Here is a 19,591-nt window from a genome sequence, read left to right on the forward strand (position 1 = left end):
GCGAAAGCAGGAGCCCAGGGTAGGAGAGGACGTCGCGCGTGGCCCTGGCCCCCTGCTTTCGCAGGGGCACGACGGATGGAGCACGCTTCTCCGTGCCGCTCCGGCTCAACGCCGCTTGCGCTTGCCGTCCATCGGATTGAACGCCGGCGGGCGGATCGTCACCAGCTCGCTGCGCTCGATCACGCCGTCCTTGTTCTTGTCGAACCGCGTCCAGATCTGCGCGAACCGGTCCTGGAATTCGCTCCAGCTGACCTTGTTGTCGCCGTCGCGGTCCATTTCGAACGGGCTGGGCAGGGTGTTGCGGTCGCCCATCCAGCGCAGCGACCAGTCCGAATAGGCGATATAGCCGAGGCTGCCGGTATGGCCCGTATCGGCGCTGTCGAAGCTGCGCTTCAGCCCTGCGTCGAACTCGGCGCGGGTGACGCGCGCGTCACCGTCGCTGTCGAACCCGGCGATCAGCAGCGCCACCGGCTCGGCGATCACCGTCGCCTGGGGCTGCGCGCCGGGCGCATTGACCGTGATCGGGTCGGACGCGGGCCGTTGCTGCGCAGCGGCGGGGAGGGCGGCGGTGCAGGCGGCGAGCAGCAGGAACAGGCGCATCGAAATCCCTTCAGCGGGCGGGCAGCAACAGGCTGGAATCCCCATAGCTGTAGAAGCGATAGCCGGTTTCGATCGCATGGGCATAGGCCGCCTGCATGCGATCCAGCCCCATCAGCGCGGAGACGAGCATGAACAGCGTCGAGCGGGGCAGATGGAAGTTGGTCACCAGCCCGTCGACGCCCTTGAAGCGATAGCCCGGGGTGATGAAGATCGCGGTGTCGCCCTCGAAGGGCTGGATCACCTGGTTCTCGTCCGCCGCGCTTTCGAGCAGGCGCAGGCTGGTGGTGCCCACCGCGATGATGCGGTTGCCCGCCGCGCGCACCGCGTTGAGCCGATCGGCGACCTCCGGCGTGATGCGGCCCCATTCGGCGTGCATCTTGTGGTCCTCGGTGTCCTCGGCCTTCACCGGCAGGAAGGTGCCCGCGCCGACATGCAGCGTCAGCGTGGTATGGCCGATGCCCGCGGCTTCCAGCGCAGCCATCAGGTCGGGCGTGAAGTGCAGCGCGGCGGTGGGGGCGGCGACGGCGCCGGGTTCTGCCGCGAACATCGTCTGGTAATCATCGGCGTCGCGTGCATCGGTCGGGCGCTTCGAGGCGATGTACGGCGGCAGCGGCATGCGGCCGCAGCGCTCGAGCAGCAGCTCGACGGGTTCGTCGCCCTGGAAGTCGAGCGCGAAGCTGCCGTCCTCGGCGCGGTCCGAGGCGTTGGCGATCGCGTCCGGCCCGAAATCGATCGCGTCGCCCTCGCGCAGCCGCTTGGCGTTGCGGATGAACGCCCGCCAGCGGCGCGGCCCCTCGCGTTTGTGGAGCGTCGCGCCGATCCTGGCCTCGCCGCGCGTGCCCTCCAGCTGGGCGGGGATCACGCGGGTGTCGTTGAACACCAGGCAGTCGCCGGGGCGGAGCTGGGCGGCGAGATCGCGGACGATCGCGTCGCGCGTCTCCGGCCCGTCGAGCACCAGCAGGCGGGCGGAGTCGCGCGGGGCGGCGGGGCGCAGCGCGATCCGCTCGTTCGGCAGTTCGAAATCGAAAAGGTCGACGTTCACGAGGAGAGGTCGATCACTTCTTCTTCGGTGCCGGCTTTTTCGCCGCAGGCGCGGGCTTGGCAGCGGCCGGGGCGGTCGGCGCCACCGGGATCAGCGTCGGGCCGGTCGCCGCCGGGGTGGCGGGGGCCAGCGGCTGATAGGGCGGGGGATTGTCCGATTCGATATAGGCGTGGATGATCACGGTCGGATGCTGCGGCGGCTCGCCGCGCGCGATCTTGTCGACCCACTCCATCCCCGAGGTGACGCGGCCGAACACGGTATAGTCGTGGTCGAAGGCCAGCTTGGGCTGCATCATGATGAAGAACTGGCTGTTGGCGCTGTTCTCCGCCTCGGTCTTCTGCTCGGCCGTCGCATTGTCCGGCGCGCCGCGGCGGGCGGCCGAGACGGTGCCGCGGACGTGCGGCAGCGAACTGAACTCGGCCGGCACGTTGGGCAGGTCCGAATCGCCGGTGCCGTCGCCCTTGGGATCGCCGCCCTGGGCGATGTTGTAGGGATCGTCGACCACGCGGTGGAAGGTCAGGCCGTCATAGAAATGGCGGCGGGTGAGCGTCTTGATCCGCTCGACCATCTTGGGCGCCACGTCCGGGCGCAGGCGGATCAGCACGCGGCCGCCGGTCGACAGGTCGAGCACCCAGGTGTTCTCCGGGTCGGCGGGAACCAGCACGGCGGGGCGAGTGTTCACATCGGCATTGACGCCCTTGAACGGCTCGATGATCGGCTGCGGCTTGCCCCCGCCGCCCTGGGCCAGCGCCGGCACGGCGAACAGCGTGGCGGCCATGGCGGCCATCGTGGCTAGGAAACGCATCGAACTTCCCACTCGTTTTCTGGTGAATGCGCGGCTCTACCGCAATCGCCGGGCAGCGCAAAGCCCGGTGCGCGTCGGCTTGGCGTTAGTTGCTGCCCTTGCGGCCGAGCAGCTCGACGCGGGCGGCGACATCGGCTTCCACCGCCTCGGTGACGAAGCGGTGGATCGGGCCGCCATACATCGCGATTTCCTTCACCAGCCGGCTGGCGATCGGCTGAAGCGACACGTCGGCCATCAGGAAGACGGTCTCGATCCGGTCGTTGATCTGCTGGTTCATGCCGGCCATCTGGTATTCGTACTCGAAGTCCGCGACGGCGCGCAGGCCGCGGACGATCACGCTGGCGCGCTCGCGCTCGGCGAAGTCCATCAGCAGCGAATCGAAGCTGACCACCTCGATCGTGCCGGGCAGCCCCTCTACCTCGCGACGGACCATCGCCATCCGCTCCTCGACCGTGAACATCGGCGACTTGGACGGGTTGGTGGTCACGCCGATCACCAGCCGGTCGACCAGCTTCGCGCCGCGGCGGATGATGTCCATATGGCCGCGGGTGATCGGATCGAAGGTGCCGGGATAGACCCCGATACGGCTGTGCATGCGGCGTCTCCCCCCGGTCCTTACCGGTCGCGTTCGAGCGTGAAGCGCGCCACGTCGCGCAGCAGATCGGCCTCGGGGCCGAAGGCGTGGAGATGGGCGATCGCCTGGTCGACCAGCATCCGCGCCTGTTCGCGCGCGCGATCGATGCCGAGCAGCGACAGGAAGGTCTCCTTGCCCGCCGCGCCGTCCTTGCCGAGCTTCTTGCCGACCAGTGCCTCGTCGCCCTCAGCATCGAGAATGTCGTCGACGATCTGGAAGGCGAGGCCGATATCGCGGGCATAGCCGCGCAGGCCCGTGCGGCCCTCGTGCGGCACGCGGCCCAGGATCGCGCCGCATTCGACCGCGCAGGAGATCAGCGCGCCGGTCTTCAGCGCCTGCAGGCGGGTGACGGTGGCGAGGTCGAAGCTCGCCTTTTCCGCCTCCAGGTCCATCATCTGGCCGCCGGCCATGCCAGCAGGCCCCGAGGAGCGGGCGAGTTCGGATATTAGCTCGACCCGGACGAACGGGTCGGCATGCGTCGCCTCATGCGCGAGCAGCTCGAAGGCGAGATCGTGGAGGCAGTCGCCGGCCAGGATCGCGGTGGCCTCGTCGAACGCCTTGTGGACCGTCGGCTTGCCGCGGCGCAGGTCGTCATCGTCCATCGCCGGCAGATCGTCATGGATCAGCGAATAGACATGGATGCATTCGAGCGCGGTGGCGACGCGCGCCGCGCAGCTCTTGTCGACCGCGAACAGCTGGGCGGTGGCGAATACCAGCAGCGGGCGCAGCCGCTTGCCGCCGCCGATCGCGGCGTGGCGCATCGCGCGATACAGGTCGGCGCGGGGATCGTCGGGCACGTCGAGCAGCCGGTCGAACTGGGCGTCGATCTCGGCCGCGACCTGGCGCAGCGCCGATTCGAGCGCGAGCGAAGCGTGCGTCACGCTCGCCACGCCTCAGCCGGCCGCGAAGGGGGCGGTGCCGGCGGCGCGGCCGTCGGCATCGGTGCGGATCGCCTCGATCCGGGCCTGCGCCGCGTCGAGCCGCGCAGCGCATTGCCGGCGCAGCTGGTCGCCGCGCTCATAGAGGTCGATCGCCTCCTGCAGGGCCGCTTCGCCGCTCTCCAGCCGGCTCACGATCTTCTCCAGTTCCTTCAGCGCCTCTTCGAAGGAGAGCGCCGTGATGTCCGCTTGGGTAGCCATGCGCTCGCTATGCGGCAGGGTGGGGCCCGATGGCAACCGGGCCCCGCCATGTATTTACTGGCCGGCGGGCTTGGCGCCGGTGCGGTAGCGATCGAACCAGGCGAGGATCGCCGCAGCCTTGGCCGCCGACTGGCTGGGCCGGGCGGTGAAGCCGCCATGGCTGGCGCCGGGCACCTTCACCAGCGCGGTGGGCACGCCGCGGATCTGGAGCGCGGCATAATATTGCTCCGATTCGCTCACCGGGGTGCGATAATCCTCGCTCCCGACGACGACGAGCGTCGGCGTCTTGACGTTGCCCACCAGGCTGAGCGGCGAGCGGTTCCAGTAGCTCATCGGATCCTCCCAGGGCTGCTTGGCGAACCAGTAGCGCGAGGTGAAGCCCGTGCCGTCCATGGTCAGCGCCTCGCTGATCCAGTTGATCACCGGCTTTTGCGTGGCGGCGGCCTTGAATCGGTCATTCTTGCCGACGATCCACGCGGTGAGCACGCCCCCGCCCGATCCGCCGGTGACGAAGAGGTTGTCGGGATCGGCCACCCCCGACGCGATCGCGGCGTCGACCGCCGCCATCAGGTCCCCATAATCGTCGCCGGGATACTTCTTGTCGATCAGGTCCGCGAATGCCTCGCCGTACGAGGTGCTGCCGCGCGGATTGGCATAGACCACCGCATAGCCGTGCGCGGCGTAGAGCTGGTAATCGGTCGAGAAGCCGGGGCCATAGGCGGTGTGGGGGCCGCCATGGATCTCGAGGATCGTCGGCACGCGGGTGCCGGGCTTCACGCCGGGCGGGGTGACCAGCCAGGCGTCGATCTTGCGGCCGTCGGGTGCGGTCACCGCGAGCGGGGTCACCGGAGCGAGCGTCTTGGCGGCCAGCACGGTGTCGTTGAGATGGGTGAGACGCTTGCCGTTCACATAGATGTCGGCCGGGTGCAGCGCGTCGCCGCCGGTATAGGCGATGGTGCCGCCGGCCGAAACGGTAAAGTCGCCGCCGGTATAGGGCCGATCGAGCCCGCCGCCGCCAAGGCCGGTGGCGACGGTGCTCACCTTGCCGTCGAGCCCGATGCGGGCAACGAGCTTGCGGCCGTGATCGTCATAGGAGACGAACAGGCTGCGGCCGTCCCTGGCCCACACTGCGCCGTCGATGCTCTTGTCGAGCCCGGCGGTGAGCGACCGGCTGCCGCTGCCGTCGCGGTTCATCACGTAGAGCTGGGTGTTCTGGAAGCTGCGGTGCGTGTCGTCGAAGCCGAGATAGGCGATGCGAGTCCCGTCGGGCGAGAGCACCGGCGCGGCATCGGGGCCGTAGCGCTTGGTGATCTGGGTCAGCGTTCCGGAGGCGACGTCGACCGCGTAGATCTCGCTGTCGTTCGGCTCGCGCTCCCAATCCTTGCGCCGGTTGCTGCCGAAGTAGAGCGTCCGCCCATCATTCGACCAGGCGAGCGGGCCGGCATCGTCGAACTTGCTGAACGTCACCTGTCGCGGCGCGCCGCCGTCCGCCGCAACGACGAAGAGATGGTCCGAGCCGGGCTTGAGATAGCCGCCGCCATCGGCGCGGTAGGTGACGCGGTCGATGATCTCCAGCGGCTCGGCCCATTTGGCGCCCTCGGGCTTGGGTGGCTGGCTGCCGAGCGTCATGCCTTCGCCGGGCACGGTCATGGTGTAGGCGAGCTGCTTGCCGTCCGGCGACCAAGCGATGCCCTGCGGGCTGTCCGGCAGGCCGGTGATGCGCGCGGTGGCGCCGGTAGCGATCCAGCGGACGAACAGTTGCGGCGCGCCGCCCTCGGCGCTGGAGACATAGGCGAGGCGGGTGCCGTCGGGCGACCAGCGCGGCTGGCTGTGCGATCCGGTGCCGGCGACCAGCGGAGTCTGTTGGCCGGTCTTCACGTCGACCAGCCAGATGCTGGCGCGGCCGCGATCGGTCATGATGTCGGCCGACTGGCGGACATAGGCGACCTTGGTCCCGTCCGGGCTGATCTGCGGGTCGCTCGCCTGCTCGAGCGAAAACAGGTCGCTGCCGGTGAACAGGCGGTTGGGCCCGTCCTGCGCGAGCGCGGCCGCGGGGATCGCGGCGCTGAGGAGAAGGGCGAGGGAGGCGAGGCGCATGAAGGTCTCCGGCAGGACAGGTGCAGCATCGTGTTCGGGCGCGGGGCGCTTGGCAAGTCGTTACGAGGACAATGGACGGCAGTATGATTGCCGCCATTGGCACCCTGCGCCTAGGCCGGCGTTGGGAAGCGCGAAGGAGACTTGCAGATGTTCGAAATCATCAATCCCGCGACGGGCGAAACCGTCGACCGCATCGCCGAGCTGGACGATGCCGGGATCGAGGCGGCGCTGGCCCGCGCGGCGGCCGGGTACAAGCAGTGGCGCGAAACCTCGATCGAGACGCGCACCGCGCTGCTGGGCAAGATCGCCGATGCCTGGGAAGCCAACAAGCAGCACCTCGCCGAACTGGCGGTGCGCGAGATGGGCAAGACGATCACCGCGGGCCTGGCCGAGGTGGAGAAGTGCATCTCGGGCTTCCGCCACTATGCCGAGCATGGCCCCACCTATCTGGCGCCCACGGCCGTCCAGACGCCGACCGGCCATGCCGTCGCGCGCTGGCTGCCGCTGGGACCGGTGCTGGCGGTGATGCCGTGGAACTTCCCCTATTGGCAGGCGGTGCGCTTCCTCGCGCCGACGATCCTTGCGGGCAATGTCGCGCTGCTCAAGCATGCCTCCAGCGTGCAGGGCTGTGCAGCGGCGATGGAGGCGATGGCGCGCAAGGCGGGCGCGCCCGAGGGGCTGTTCCAGAACCTCGCGATCACGTCGGGCAAGGTCGACGCGATCATCGCCGACAAGCGGGTGGCGGCGGTGACGCTCACCGGCTCGGAAGGCGCTGGTGCCAAGGTCGCCGAGGCGGCGGGCCGCGCGCTCAAGAAGGTGGTGCTGGAGCTGGGCGGCTCCGATCCGTTCATCGTGATGCCCTCGGCCGATCTCGACGCGGCGGTGAAGACCGCGGTGACCGCGCGCGTGCAGAATGCCGGGCAGAGCTGCATCTGCTCGAAGCGGATGATCGTCCATGCCGAGGTGTACGACGCCTTCCTCGAGAAGTTCGTCGCCGGGATGGAGGCGGTGAAGATCGGCGATCCGATGGACGCGGACACCGTGATGGGGCCGCTCTCCAGCGTCCAGCAGCGCGACACCGTGCTGGAGCAAGTGGAGAAGGCCAAGGCGGCGGGGGCGAAGCTGCTGACCGGCGGGGCGAAGATCGATCGTGGCGGCGCGTGGATGACGCCGGGGGTGCTGGTCGACCTTGATCCGGAAAGCGACGTGGCGAAGGAGGAGATCTTCGGGCCGGTCGCGGCGGTCTACAAGGTCGCGGATATCGATGAAGCGATCGCGCTGGCGAACGACGTGCCCTACGGGCTGGGCTCGTCGGTATGGACGCAGGACGAGGCCGAGGTGGAGCGGTTCGCGCGCGACATCGAAGCGGGGATGACGGCGGTGAATTCGCTGCTCGCCTCGGTGCCGGAAGCCCCGTTCGGCGGCGTGAAGCTCTCCGGCCATGGCCGCGAGCTCGGGCCGTGGGGGCTGCACGAGTTCATGAACCTGAAGGCGGTGATGTTTGGGGGTGGGAAGGCTGGGGATTGAGCTTCCCGCCCTATAGCCCCTCCCCTCCTCGGAGGAGGAGGGGAGGGGCTAGCGAATGGAAATCACCGCCCGGCCTTCACCTCCGCCAGCAGATCCTTGCGGCTGAGCTTGCCGATCATCGTCTTGGGCAGGCTGTCTCGGATCACCACTTCCGCCACCCGCTCGTGCTTGCCGAGCTGCGCGTTGAGCCAGCCGCACATCTCCTTGGCGTCCGCGGTCATGCCGTCGTTCAGCGCGACATAGGCGTGCGGCAGCTCGCCATGGTATGGATCGGGCAGCCCCAGCACGAGCGTCTCCTTCACCGCCGGATGGGTGTAGAGCACCGCCTCGATCTGGCTGGGAAAGACCTTGAACCCGCCGACCGCGATCATGTCCTTCAGCCGGTCGACGATGTGGATATAGCCATCCGCATCGATGATGCCGACATCGCCGGTGCGCAGCCAGTGATCGTCGACGAAGGTGCCGACATCGGCCTCGGGCCGGTTCCAATAGCCCTGCATGATCTGCGGGCCCTGCACGACGATCTCGCCCGGCTCGCCCTCGGGGGCAGGCTTGCGCGGATCCTCCTTGTCGACCAGCCGCACTCGGGTGCCGGGGATCGGCTGGCCGATCGTGCCGCTCTTGTTCAGCCCGACATAGGGATTGGCCGAGACCACGCCCGAGCTTTCGGACAGGCCATAGCCCTCGATGATGTGCGCGCCGGTGACCGACTCCCAGTTGAGCTTGAGCTGCTCGGGCAGCGGCGCGCCGCCGGAGATGCAGAAGCGCAAGGACGAGAAGTCGGACGGCTTCATCCCCGGCGCGTCGAGCAGTGCCTGGTACATGGTCGGCACGCCGGGCAGCGAGCGCGGCTTGGTGCGGCGCAGCTCGGTGAGCACCTGCTGCGCGTTGAAGCGCGGCAGCATCACGATCTTGCCGCCGGTGATCACCGTGCGGTTGAGCACGCAGGTGTTGGCGAAGACATGGAAGAAGGGGAGCACGCCCAGCACCGAATCCTCGGCCTGGCCGAGTTCGGGGTCGAGCTCGGCCACCTGCCGCGCATTGGCCGACAGATTCTGGTGGGTGAGCACCGCGCCCTTGGGCGTGCCGGTGGTGCCGCCGGTATATTGGATCAGCGCGACGTCGCGCTCGGGATCGATGGTCGGATTGGGGCAATCGCCCTTGTTGGCGATCAGCTTGGAGAAGGCGAGGATGCGCGGGTCGTGCGGGCGGGCGGTCACCTCGCTGCCGCGGAACAGCTGGTAGAAGAGCGACTTGGCGGTGGGCAGCGCGCCTGCGACCGAGCCGACGACGAGGCGCTCGAGATCGGACCGCTCCAGCACCTTGAGCGCGGTGGGGAGCAGCGCGGTGGCGGACAGGGTGAAGAGCAGCCTTGTCCCCGAATCGGCGACCTGCGCGGCGAGTTCCTCCACCGAGTAGAGCGGCGAGAAGTTCACCACCGTCGCGCCCAGCTTGAGGATGCCGTAATAGGCGGCGACGTAATGCGGCACATTGGGCAGGAACAGCCCGATCCGGTCGCCCGGGCCATAGCCCAGCGCGCGCAGCCCGCAGGCGACGCGATTGGCGCCGTCCAGCACCTCGCCATAGCTGTAGATGCGACCCATGAAATCGAGGAGCGGAGCTTGGCGGCGGGCCGCTGCGCTCTCCTCGAACAGGTCTACCATGGACCGCAACGCGTAGCTGCGATCCCACTCTCCTGGATGCCGATAGGCGGTCTTCCAGACCATTTCGGGCTTTGTCATTGACACCAGTGTAAGCAACCAGATTTTGCCATGCAAGCGCGGTTTTCACGCGCACGAGGACGTTTCGCGCAACCTGCGCGGTCCGTCGCTACGGCAAGTTCCGAGGTCGGGTTTCGCGCCTCAGCGCGCGAGGCGGCCGCTCCAGGTGACCAGCACCGAAACGGCGAGCACGCCGAGATCGACCGCGGCATGGACCTGCTGGGGCGCGGTATCGCCGACGCGGTGCATCAGCAGCTCGAAATCGGCATGCGGGGGCGAGGGGCGCGTGATCGCAACGAGCAGCGCGACGGCTCCGGCAACCAGCAACAGGCGCTTGTGACGCGGCATTTTCCCCAGTCTCCCTGCCGCCGATCTACACGCGACGGCAGAAACAGGCAAGCTCAGGCCGCGTCGAGTCGCAGCGCGCGGGCGCGGTCGCGGCCGGCCGCCTTGGCCTCGAACAGCGCCGAGTCGGCGCAGCGATACAGCGCCTTCCAGTCGAGATCGGAGGCAAGCGTGCCGGTGCAGGTGCCGATGCTCGACGTGATCGTCAGGTCGAACGGCATCCGGACCCGGCGCAGGCTGGCGAGCAGCGCCTCGGGCTCGATCCGCTGCGTGGCGGGGGTGAGCAGCGCGAATTCCTCGCCCCCCATCCGCGCGATCAGCACCGGGTCCGGCGCGGCATGGCGCAGCGCGACGGCGAACAGGCGCAGCACCTCGTCGCCACCGTCATGCCCCAGCGTTTCGTTGACGCGCTTGAAATGATCGATGTCGACGAGGAGCAATTGCTGATGCTCGACGCGCCCGATCGCTTGGTGGAGGAAGGCGCGGCGGTTCAGCAGCCCGGTGAGCGGATCGATGTCGGCCAGCTTGCGCGCGACCACTTCGCGGGTGATCGCCGCGTCGCGCTCGTCGCGCAGGAACTTGATCCGATAGGCCACGGCGAGCGACGAGATCAGCGCCTCTGCCCCCATCGACACCACCGTCGAATTGTCGATCCAGAAGTTCCAGCCGATCAGATGGAGCGAATTGAGCACCCGCAGCACCGCCAGCAGGATGGGTGCGCTCCAGGCGACGGCGAACAGCCACAGGAATCGCGAGCGCTGGTACCATGCGCCCCACAAGGTGGGCACGACGATGGCGAGCAACCCGACGATCGTCAGCGCGTAGAGCAGATCGGCGATGCGCAGATTGATCGCGCCGAACGCTGCGACTCCGAAGGCCGAGAGCGGCACCGCCATGGCGATGACGTTCGAGCAGCGTCCCACCCAGGATGGCAGGTCCTTGTCTTCGAAGAAGCTGCGCGTGAACAGGGCCGCGGCGCCGCCCGCCAGCCCCATGAACAGATAGTTGAGCCGCAGGCGATCATTGTTCGCCAGCGCCGGCGCCAGCCAGGCAAGGGCTCCCGACGAGGTGATCGTATAGCCGAGCAGCGCCGCTAGCAGCAGGCAGTAATGGAGTTGGAACCGATGCCGCATCGCGCACCAGAGCGCGAGATTGTAGACGATCAGCGCCAGCGACATGCCTGCGAAAAAGGCATAGAGCGCCGCCAGCCCGAGATTGGCGGCATCGCCTTCGGCGAGCGTCGCGATCCGCGGCCCCAGCAGGATCCCGCGCGCGTTGGCGGCATTGTCGACATGGAACAGCACGCGCACCAGCGCCGGGTCGCGCACAGGGATCGGGAGCTGCGCGATCGCGCCGAGCTGGATCAGCGGGGCGATCCCGCGCGCGTCGCTCCGCCAGCTGCGGATCGCGTCGTCCGCATAGACGAGATGGATCGTCAGCCCGTCCTGCCAGACGCTGCCGAAGCGGATGACCAGGGGCGTCGCAAAGGTGGAGCGGCGATCGATCACGCTGGTCATCGCCCAGAAATCGCCGGAACCGAATCGGTGCTGCGGCGTCGTACAGTCGAACCGTTCCGGGTGCCGGATCAGTTCGTCTTCCCGCTGCCCCTTGTCCGCCAGCAGACACACGCCAAGTGGTTGACCGGCAACGCCCGCTTGGGCATGTGCCGGGGGCACGATGCACGCGAGCACCGCGACGAGCGCGATGCAGAGCAGCCGGCGGGAAAAGGCGCTAACCATGGTGGCGTCGCTACGCCTGTCGGACAAAGAAGACGTAAATGAGGCCGATGCCGGGCACTGCTGATACTGCCGGAGCGCATGGCACCCCTTCCGCGGAACCAGGGCCGGGCGGCGCGGCCGCCGCGCCTGCCAATCGGCTGGATGTCGTCGACGTGCTGCGCGGCTTCGCGCTGATGGCGCTGTTCCTCGTCCATGTCATCGAAAGTTACGAGCTGTTCTGGGCGGGCGAAAAACCCGGGCTGATCACCGATGTCGTCTTCGCGCTGTTTATGGGCAAGAGCTTCTCGCTGCTCGCCCTGTGCTTCGGATTCAGCTTCTTCATCCTGATGGACCGCGCGGCGCAGCGGGGGCAGGACTTCACCGCCCGCTTCGCCTGGCGGCTGCTGCTGCTGGAAGGAATCGGCTTCCTCCATTCGCTGATCTATCGCGGCGACATCATGCAGACGCTGGCGGCGATCGGCTTCCTGCTGCTGTTCTTCAACCGGATCCGCAGCAACGCGGTGCTGCTCGGCGGGGCGGTGTTCTGCCTGATCGGGCCGAGCCTGATCGTGCAGCTGGTCGCCGGCGCGCTGGGCGCGGGCTGGGCCAACGCGCCGGCGCAGTCCTCGGTCGATCCGGGCATGCCCGTCTATCTGGGCGGCGACCTGTGGCAGGTGCTGCGGGTGAACCTGTGGGCCGGGCAGCAATCCAAATACTGGTTCTTCCTCGAATATGGCCGGATGGTGCAGATCCTCGGCCTCTATCTGCTCGGGCTGGTGCTCGGGCGGACCGATTTCTTCGGCAACCTCGCGAAGAGCCGCGGCTGGCGCAGGCCCGCGCTGCTGGGCGCCTTGGTGGCCGCGGTGCTGCTCTTCGTCACCCGCGAGCCGCTGCGCCTGTGGTTCTCGGGCCTGCACTACGGTCTCGGCGCCGACCGCGCCTTCTGGGCGCTGCTCAACCTGTGGCTGGACCTGGCGGGCACCGCCTTCTGGGCATTGCTGGTGATCGCGCTGTACGACGGGCCCGCGCGGCGGCTGGTGCAGCCGCTCGCCGCGCCGGGGCGGCTGACGCTGACCTATTATATCCTGCAGTCGGCGGTCTTCGTGCCGATCTTCTACCATTACGGCCTGGGCAAATATGCCGACTGGGATGCGGCGACGCGGCTATGGGTCGCGCTGGCCGCCATCGCGGTGCAGATCGTCGCCGCGCACTGGTGGCTGGCGCGCTTCCAGTATGGCCCGATCGAATGGGTATGGCGCGCGCTGACCTATTTGCGGCGCGACGTGCCCTTCCGCCGCAAGGCCCCGGCGCGCGGCTGACGCGCCGGGAGGCTTGGTTCAGATGTCCTGGACGAGCCGGCCGTACAGCTCCGGGCGGCGATCGCGGAAGAAGCCGAAGGCGGCGCGGTGGCGCTTCACCCGATCGAGATCGAGCGTCGCGGTGATCACGCCTTCCTCGGTGCGATTCAGCTCGGCGAGGATGTCGCCGCGCTCGTCGGTGATGAAGCTGGTGCCGTAGAAGGTCTGGCCATGCTCGGTGCCGACGCGGTTGGCGGCGATCACCGGCACGACGTTGGACACCGCATGGCCGACCATCGCGCGGCGCCACAGCCGGGCGGTGTCGAGGCTGTCGTCATGCGGCTCGCTGCCGATCGCGGTCGGGTAGAAGAGCAGCTCGGCACCCATGAGCATCATCGCGCGCGCGGTTTCCGGATACCATTGGTCCCAGCACACGCCCACGCCCAGCGTGGCGCCGGGGCCGTCCCACACCTTGAAGCCGGTGTTGCCGGGGCGGAAGTAGAACTTCTCCTCATAGCCCGGACCGTCCGGGATGTGGCTCTTGCGATAGACGCCCGAGACCTTGCCGTCCGGGCCGATCATCGCGAGGCTGTTATAATGGTGGGGCCCATCGGCTTCGAAGAAGCTGGTCGGGATGTGGATCGAAAGCTCGGCGGCGAGCGCCTGCATCGCCAGGACCGCCTTGTGCTCGGTCACCGGCTTGGCGTTCGAGAACAGCCCTTCGTCCTCGACGCGGCAGAAATACTCGCCCTCGAACAGCTCGGGCGGCAGCACGACCTGCGCGCCGCGACCGGCCGCCTCGCGGACCAGTTCGGAGACGCGCGCGATGTTCGCGTCGATATCGTTCGAAAAGGCGAGCTGCAGCGCGCCGACAGTGATCTGGGTCATGCGCCGCCATGTAGTCGATGGCGCGTCCAAATCCAGCCCTTGCCTGCCGGATCCGGGATGCGCGCGCGCGCTCTTGCGCAAATTCAGAGCCATCGATCCGTGCAGGTATCGGCTGCTCTATAGACCAAGGAGAAGGTCAGCGGCGGGGGGCACCCGGCCGCTCGGTAGCGGTGCGTGGAGTATGTGAATGACGATCAAGCAGAAGCTCCTCGGCTGCCTCGCCCTGTTCGGCATCGCTACGCTGCTGCTGGTCGGCGTCGGCTATTGGTCGGCGCGGTCGAGCGAGGCGGCGCTTTCCACGCTGCTTGCCGATCGGGTGAAGCCGCTGCGCGAGCTGAAGGTGGTGGCCGATCGCTATGCGGTCGAGATCGTCGACACCGCGCACAAGGCGCGCAACGGCAACATGGCCTTTGCCGAGGCGGCGACGAAGGTTGCCGCGGGCAGCGACGAACTGCACAAGTCGTGGCGCGCCTATCGCGCCACCCGGATCGAGGGCGAGGAGGCCAGGCTGGCGGCCGAAGCCGAAACCCGGATGAAGGTGGCCGACGAGAAGGTCGAGCGGCTCGGCAAGATCCTGAGCGCCGGCGATGCGGCGGCGCTCGACGGCTTCGTGCGCAACGAGGTGTATCCGGCGATCGACCCGGTTTCGGAGGCGATCGCCAAGCTCGTCGACCTGCAGATCAAGATTTCGGAGTCGATCGCCGGCAAGGCGCAGGCCGCCGCCGGGTTCGCCCGCCTTTCGATGGCCGCGCTCGGGCTGCTGGCGGGCGCGGTGCTAATCGTCTCGTTCCTCACCATCACCCACAAGGTGATCGCGCCGATTCGCCGGCTGGCGGAGATCATCGCCGAGCGCGCGCGGTCCTCGGGCGAGGCGCGGCTGCCGCATCTCGAGCAACAGGACGAGATCGGCGACATCACCCGTTCGGTCGACGGCTTCCTGAAGGCGGCGATCGCCAAGGAGCGCGATCGCGCCGAAGCCGCCGCTGCCGAGCAGACGACGGTCACCACCGCGCTGCGCGACAGCCTTGCCGCGCTCAAGGCGGGCGACCTGACCCGCCCGGTCACCGCGGCGTTCCCCGCCGCCGATGCCGAGCTGAAGAGCAGCTTCAACGAGGCGCTGGACAATCTGCGCACGCTGATCGGCACCGTGATCCAGAGCGCGCAGGGGATCAGCACGGGCTCCAAGGACATCGCCCAGGCCTCCGAGGATCTTGCCCGCCGCACCGAAAGCACCGCCGCCTCGCTGGCCGAGACTGCGGCCTCGATCGGCGAGATCGACGGCCGGCTGAAGGCCACCGCGGCGGCGGCGACCAACACGGTCGAACGCGCCAACGGCGCGATCCACACGGTGGAGGGCGGTCGCGCGATCACCGACGAGGCGGTGCAGGCGATGAGCCGGGTAGCCGACAGCGCCAAGGGGATCGACGGCGTGATCGAGGGGCTCGACAAGATCGCCTTCCAGACCCGCGTCCTCGCGATGAACGCCGCGGTGGAGGCGGGACGTGCCGGCGAGGCCGGCCGCGGCTTCGCGGTGGTGGCGGATCTGGTCTCGGCGCTGGCGATGCGCGCCGAGGAAGAGGCCAAGCGCGCCCGCGACCAGCTGACCGTCACCCAGTCCGAGATCGGCACGGCGGTGGAAGCGGTGCAGAAGGTCGACGGTGCGCTCTCGAACATCTCGCAGGACGTCGCGCAGGTGCACCAGCTGCTCGGCAGCATGGCGACCGACAACAACGCCCAGGCTGCCGCGATCGTGCAGGTGACAACCGCGGTGCACACCATGGACAGCGCCACCCAGCAGAACGCCGCGATGGTCGAGGAGACCTCGGCGGCGGCGCGCAACCTGTCGAACGAGACGCGGTTGCTCAGCGATCAGGCGAGCAGGTTCCGCGTGGCAGGCGACGGCGGTGCGTCGCTCCAGGGCAGGTTCGTCACCCCCGCCGAGGCGCGGCCGCTGCCTGTCGCCGCCGTCCGCGCGATGACCCGCGATGTCGAGGACTGGCAGAGCTTCTGACGCACCGGAGCGGGCGCAGAGCGTGATGCCGAAGCGCGCGGGCGCCGCGACGGTCACGCAGCAGAGCAGATCGTCCGCGCGATGCCGGCGACGATCAGCCGGACAGCAGCGCGCGGACGGCCAAGGCGGTCACCCGATCGTCGGGATCTGCTGCGAGATGCAGTGGAAGCTGCCCCCGCCGGTGAGAATATGGTCCGCCCGCTGGCCGACGATTTCGCGGCCGGGGAAGAGGCCCTGCAGCGTCTGAATCGCGGCAGGATCGTTGGGCTGGCCGTAGAGCGGCACCACCACGGCGGCATTGCCGATGTAGAAGTTCATGTAGCTGGCCGGGATCACCTCGCCATCCTCGTCCCGCACCGCGCCGGGGGAGGGCATCCGCACCACCTCGACGCCGAACGCCTCGGCGCGGGCGACCGCATCGGCGTAGATCGCGGCGTTGGGATCCTCCTCGGCCGGGGTGGGGATCAGCAGCCGGTTGGGACCGACGAAGCGGGCGAGATTGTCGACATGGCCGTCGGTATGGTCGTTGGCGAGGCCGTCGCCCAGCCACAGCACGCGAGTGTAGCCCAGGTCCGCCGCCAGCTTCGCCTCGATGGCCGCGCGGTCGAGATCGGGGTTGCGGTTGGGGTTGAGCAGGCACTGTTCGGTGGTGACGCACAGGCCGGTGCCGTCGCCGTCGATCGCGCCGCCTTCGAGCACCCAGCCATGCTTGACGGCGGTAAGCTGCCGGCGGGCGGCGAGGCGGGCGCCGATCGTGTCGTCGCCTTCGAGGTCGTATTTGCCGCCCCAGCCGTTGAAGCCGAAATCCTGCGCGACATTGTCGCCGGTGACGATGCCGGCGGTGTCGCGCAGCCAGATGTCGCCGAACAGCTCGGTCACGACCTCGGCGGCGTCGCCGGCCATGGCGCGGGCGGCGTCGGCGGCAGCCGCATCAGCGGCGACGAGGATCACGCGCTCGCCGCGGCCTTCGGCATGGACCGCGCGGGCAAAGGCGATCACTTCTTCGCGGGCCGGCTCCAGGTCTTCGACCCAGAGGTCAGCGTGGCTGGGAAAGCCGATCCAGACCGCATCGTGCGGCGCCCATTCGGGGGGAGGGGTACGAGTCATGGCGGGGGCTTTAGCCCCGTACGGTTACAGGGGAAAGGCCGCGGTGGGCAGCGGCAGCTTCCACCCTTCGATCGTCATCCCGGCGGAAGCCGGGACCCATTCGCCTCTCGGTATCGGCAGGTGCCGTGACGGAGACCCCAATGGATCCCGGCTTTCGCCGGGATGTCGACGGAAGGGGCGCGGGACCGCGTTACTGCCCCGCCCGCGCCTTGTCGCGGATGCTGCGGAATTCGGCGTCCTTGAACCAGTTCGGCCAGCCGCTCCCCTCGGCCAGTTCGCGGCCCAGGCCGTAATAGATCCGCAGGTCGGACAGCGCGCCGTCCCAGTTCCAGTTGGGATCATATTCGTCCTGCGGCTTGTGGTAGCGCTGGTCGGTATAGTCCTCCGCCGCCTTGGCGCCGGCCGCCTTGCCGCCGACGACCAGATCGTCGCCGCTCTCGCCATAGAGCATCGGCACGCCGAGCTTGGCGAAGCTGAAATGGTCCGATCGGTAATAGCTGCCCTTCTCGGGCGTCGACTCCACGCCGATCACCCGGCCCTCGGCGGCGACCAGCGGCTTGACCATCTCTTCCAACTCGGACTTGCCCGCGCCGACCAGCACGAAATCCTTCGCCTTGCCGACGATGTTGAGCCCGTCCATGTTCACGCCCCCCACCGTCTTCGCCAGCGGGTAGACCGGATGCTCGGCATAATATTGCGAGCCGATCAGCCCCTGTTCCTCGGCGGTCACCGCCAGGAACACCATGCTCCGCCTGGAAGGGCCTGCCTTGGCATGGGCCTCGGCGAGCGCGACCAGCCCGGCGGTGCCGGTGGCATTGTCGACCGCGCCGTTGCAGATATCGTCGCCGTTCACCGGCTTGCAGCGGCCGAGATGGTCCCAGTGCGCCGAGAACAGCACCACCTCGTCGGGCTTGGCGGTGCCGGGCAGGATGCCGACGACGTTCTTCGAGGCCTGGCGCTTGATGCCGACGCCGAAGCTGGCCGACGCTTTCACCCCCAGCGGCACCGCCTTGAAGCCCTTGTGCCTGGCCGCCTCGACCAGCGCGGCATAGTCCTTGCCGGCGCTGGCGAAGAGCGCCTTGGCCGCATCCTGCTGGATCCAGCCGATCAGCTGCGACTGGTCTTCATGGTCGCCGGGTGTGTCCTGCTCAAGCTTGGGGCCGCCCCAGCTGCTCTCGACCACGCCCCAGCCATAGGCGGCGGGCTCGGTATCGTGGATGATGATCGCGCCCGCGGCGCCCTGGCGGGCGGCTTCCTCGTACTTGTAGGTCCAGCGGCCATAATAGGTCATCGCGCGGCCGCCGAACGGGCCGTCCAGCGTCATGGTCTGCCAGTCGGGATCGTTGATCAGGATGACGACCGTCTTCCCCTTCACGTCGAGCCCGGCATAGTCGTTCCAGCCGCGCTCGGGCGCGTTGATGCCATAGCCGACGAACACGACCTCGCTGTCCTTCAGGTCGATCTTCGGCGTGACGCGATAGGTGGAGAACACCGCCTCGCTGCCATAGGCGAGCGACACCGGCGTCTTGCCGCCGGTGAAGGCGAGCTTGCTGGGGCTCTGCACGCTGAGTTCCACCAGCGGCACGTCCTGCACCCACTGGCCCTTGTTGCCGGGCTTGAGCCCCGCCTTCTGGAAGCGCTCGATCAGATAAGCGATCGTCTTGTCCTCGCCCGCCGTGGTCGGCTTGCGCCCCTCGAACGCGTCGGACGACAGGGTCTGCGTGACGGTCTTCAGCGTATCGAGCGAAATGGCCGGGGCAGCGGTCTGCGCCTGGGCGGCAGCGGTGGTCGAGAGCAACGCAAGGGCAAGCAACGAGAAGCGCATGGAATTCCTCCTGGTGCGCCCGTTCTGCGGATTCGTGGCCATCCGCACAACGAAAAAGGGCGGCCCCGAAGGACCGCCCCGTTTCTCGTTTCCCGAAGGAAGCCGAATTAGCGCGAGTAGAACTCGACGACCAGGTTCGGTTCCATCTTCACCGGGTACGGCACTTCGTCGAGCGTCGGCACGCGGGTGAAGGTGACCTTCGCCGCGCCGTCCGGCGCGACATAGTCGGGGATGTCGCGCTCGGCGAGGCTCTGCGCTTCCATGACCAGCGCCATTTCCTGCGCCTTGCTGCTCAGGCTGATTTCCTGGCCCGGCTTGATGCGGCGCGAACCGATGTTGCACTTCTCGCCGTCGACGCGGACATGGCCGTGGTTGACCAGCTGGCGGGCCGCGAAGATCGTCGGCGCGAACTTGGCGCGGTAGACGATCATGTCGAGGCGCTGCTCGAGCAGGCCGATCAGGTTCTGACCGGTGTCGCCCTTCATGCGCGACGCGTCTTCGTACGAGCGCTTGAACTGCTTCTCGGTGATGTCGCCGTAATAGCCCTTGAGCTTCTGCTTGGCGCGCAGCTGGATGCCGAAGTCCGACATCTTGCCCTTGCGGCGCTGACCGTGCTGGCCCGGGCCGTATTCGCGCTTGTTCACCGGGGACTTCGGACGACCCCAGATGTTTTCGCCCATGCGGCGATCGAGCTTATGCTTGGCGCTGGAGCGCTTCGACATGTCAATTCCTTACCAATTGCTGTGACGTTGACCCGGGCGGCACGCCGTCCTGATCGCAATCCCGGTTTCGCCTGCGCTCCTCCGTCGGGAAAAGCGCAGGGCCACCGCTTCA

The 19,591-nt window shown here is 68.3% G+C and carries 17 protein-coding genes; 3 read left to right on the plus strand and 14 right to left on the minus strand.

Annotated elements, in window-relative coordinates:
* Positions 1-105: 105 nt before the first annotated feature.
* From GGR89_RS03475 to GGR89_RS03505, 7 genes are all read right to left on the minus strand, one after another.
* Positions 106-600 (minus strand): EF-hand domain-containing protein, encoded by a 495-nt coding sequence (locus tag GGR89_RS03475; RefSeq protein WP_125978040.1) that lies wholly within the window; start codon positions 598-600, stop codon positions 106-108.
* A gap of 10 nt (positions 601-610) precedes the next feature.
* Positions 611-1,642, minus strand: coding sequence for a tRNA preQ1(34) S-adenosylmethionine ribosyltransferase-isomerase QueA (gene queA / locus GGR89_RS03480; RefSeq protein ID WP_125978042.1), 1,032 nt, complete (start codon positions 1,640-1,642; stop codon positions 611-613).
* Between the two features lie 13 nt (positions 1,643-1,655).
* The gene (locus GGR89_RS03485) at positions 1,656-2,447 is read right to left on the minus strand and encodes a peptidylprolyl isomerase (RefSeq protein ID WP_241213501.1); all 792 of its coding nucleotides are present in this window, start codon (positions 2,445-2,447) and stop codon (positions 1,656-1,658) included.
* A gap of 85 nt (positions 2,448-2,532) precedes the next feature.
* On the minus strand, positions 2,533-3,042 hold the full coding sequence (gene coaD / locus GGR89_RS03490; protein ID WP_125974136.1) for a pantetheine-phosphate adenylyltransferase: 510 nt from the start codon (positions 3,040-3,042) through the stop codon (positions 2,533-2,535).
* Positions 3,043-3,062: 20 nt separating this feature from the next.
* Positions 3,063-3,971, minus strand: coding sequence for a polyprenyl synthetase family protein (locus tag GGR89_RS03495; protein WP_125974134.1), 909 nt, complete (start codon positions 3,969-3,971; stop codon positions 3,063-3,065).
* Positions 3,972-3,974: 3 nt separating this feature from the next.
* Positions 3,975-4,220, minus strand: coding sequence for an exodeoxyribonuclease VII small subunit (locus GGR89_RS03500; RefSeq protein ID WP_125974132.1), 246 nt, complete (start codon positions 4,218-4,220; stop codon positions 3,975-3,977).
* Positions 4,221-4,274: 54 nt separating this feature from the next.
* Complete coding sequence (locus GGR89_RS03505; protein ID WP_125974130.1) at positions 4,275-6,317, minus strand: alpha/beta hydrolase family protein; 2,043 nt, start codon at positions 6,315-6,317, stop codon at positions 4,275-4,277.
* A 147-nt stretch (positions 6,318-6,464) separates the two neighbouring features.
* Between GGR89_RS03505 and GGR89_RS03510 the strand changes: the two genes are divergently transcribed.
* Positions 6,465-7,844, plus strand: a complete 1,380-nt coding sequence (locus GGR89_RS03510) for an NAD-dependent succinate-semialdehyde dehydrogenase (RefSeq protein WP_125974128.1) — start codon at positions 6,465-6,467, stop codon at positions 7,842-7,844.
* 62 nt (positions 7,845-7,906) lie between these two features.
* Here GGR89_RS03510 and GGR89_RS03515 read toward each other — a convergent pair whose 3' ends face one another.
* The 3 genes from GGR89_RS03515 to GGR89_RS03525 form a co-directional block, all read right to left on the minus strand.
* Positions 7,907-9,586: a long-chain-fatty-acid--CoA ligase gene (locus GGR89_RS03515; RefSeq protein ID WP_164521809.1), complete on the minus strand. Its 1,680-nt coding sequence runs from the start codon at positions 9,584-9,586 to the stop codon at positions 7,907-7,909.
* A 120-nt stretch (positions 9,587-9,706) separates the two neighbouring features.
* Entirely contained in the window at positions 9,707-9,913 is a 207-nt protein-coding gene (locus GGR89_RS03520) for a hypothetical protein (RefSeq protein ID WP_125974126.1), read from the minus strand.
* A gap of 53 nt (positions 9,914-9,966) precedes the next feature.
* On the minus strand, positions 9,967-11,649 hold the full coding sequence (locus GGR89_RS03525; RefSeq protein WP_164542635.1) for a GGDEF domain-containing protein: 1,683 nt from the start codon (positions 11,647-11,649) through the stop codon (positions 9,967-9,969).
* A gap of 38 nt (positions 11,650-11,687) precedes the next feature.
* Between GGR89_RS03525 and GGR89_RS03530 the strand changes: the two genes are divergently transcribed.
* Positions 11,688-12,947, plus strand: a complete 1,260-nt coding sequence (locus GGR89_RS03530) for a DUF418 domain-containing protein (protein ID WP_241213500.1) — start codon at positions 11,688-11,690, stop codon at positions 12,945-12,947.
* Between the two features lie 18 nt (positions 12,948-12,965).
* On the opposite strand, the gene aguB is transcribed toward GGR89_RS03530, so the two are convergent.
* On the minus strand, positions 12,966-13,814 hold the full coding sequence (gene aguB, locus GGR89_RS03535; protein WP_125974124.1) for an N-carbamoylputrescine amidase: 849 nt from the start codon (positions 13,812-13,814) through the stop codon (positions 12,966-12,968).
* 187 nt (positions 13,815-14,001) lie between these two features.
* Here aguB and GGR89_RS03540 point away from each other — a divergent pair, with 187 nt between their 5' ends.
* Positions 14,002-15,825, plus strand: coding sequence for a methyl-accepting chemotaxis protein (locus tag GGR89_RS03540; RefSeq protein ID WP_125974122.1), 1,824 nt, complete (start codon positions 14,002-14,004; stop codon positions 15,823-15,825).
* Between the two features lie 129 nt (positions 15,826-15,954).
* Here the strand turns inward: GGR89_RS03540 and GGR89_RS03545 are convergent, their stop codons facing one another.
* From GGR89_RS03545 to rpsD, 3 genes are all read right to left on the minus strand, one after another.
* On the minus strand, positions 15,955-16,932 hold the full coding sequence (locus GGR89_RS03545) for an agmatine deiminase family protein (RefSeq protein WP_125974120.1): 978 nt from the start codon (positions 16,930-16,932) through the stop codon (positions 15,955-15,957).
* 190 nt (positions 16,933-17,122) lie between these two features.
* Complete coding sequence (locus GGR89_RS03550) at positions 17,123-18,757, minus strand: M28 family metallopeptidase (protein WP_125974118.1); 1,635 nt, start codon at positions 18,755-18,757, stop codon at positions 17,123-17,125.
* Positions 18,758-18,864: 107 nt separating this feature from the next.
* Complete coding sequence (gene rpsD / locus GGR89_RS03555) at positions 18,865-19,479, minus strand: 30S ribosomal protein S4 (protein WP_019369873.1); 615 nt, start codon at positions 19,477-19,479, stop codon at positions 18,865-18,867.
* Between the last annotated feature and the right edge of the window lie 112 nt (positions 19,480-19,591).

This window comes from Sphingomonas trueperi (assembly GCF_011927635.1).
GTDB classification, from domain to species: Bacteria; Pseudomonadota; Alphaproteobacteria; order Sphingomonadales; family Sphingomonadaceae; genus Sphingomonas; species Sphingomonas trueperi.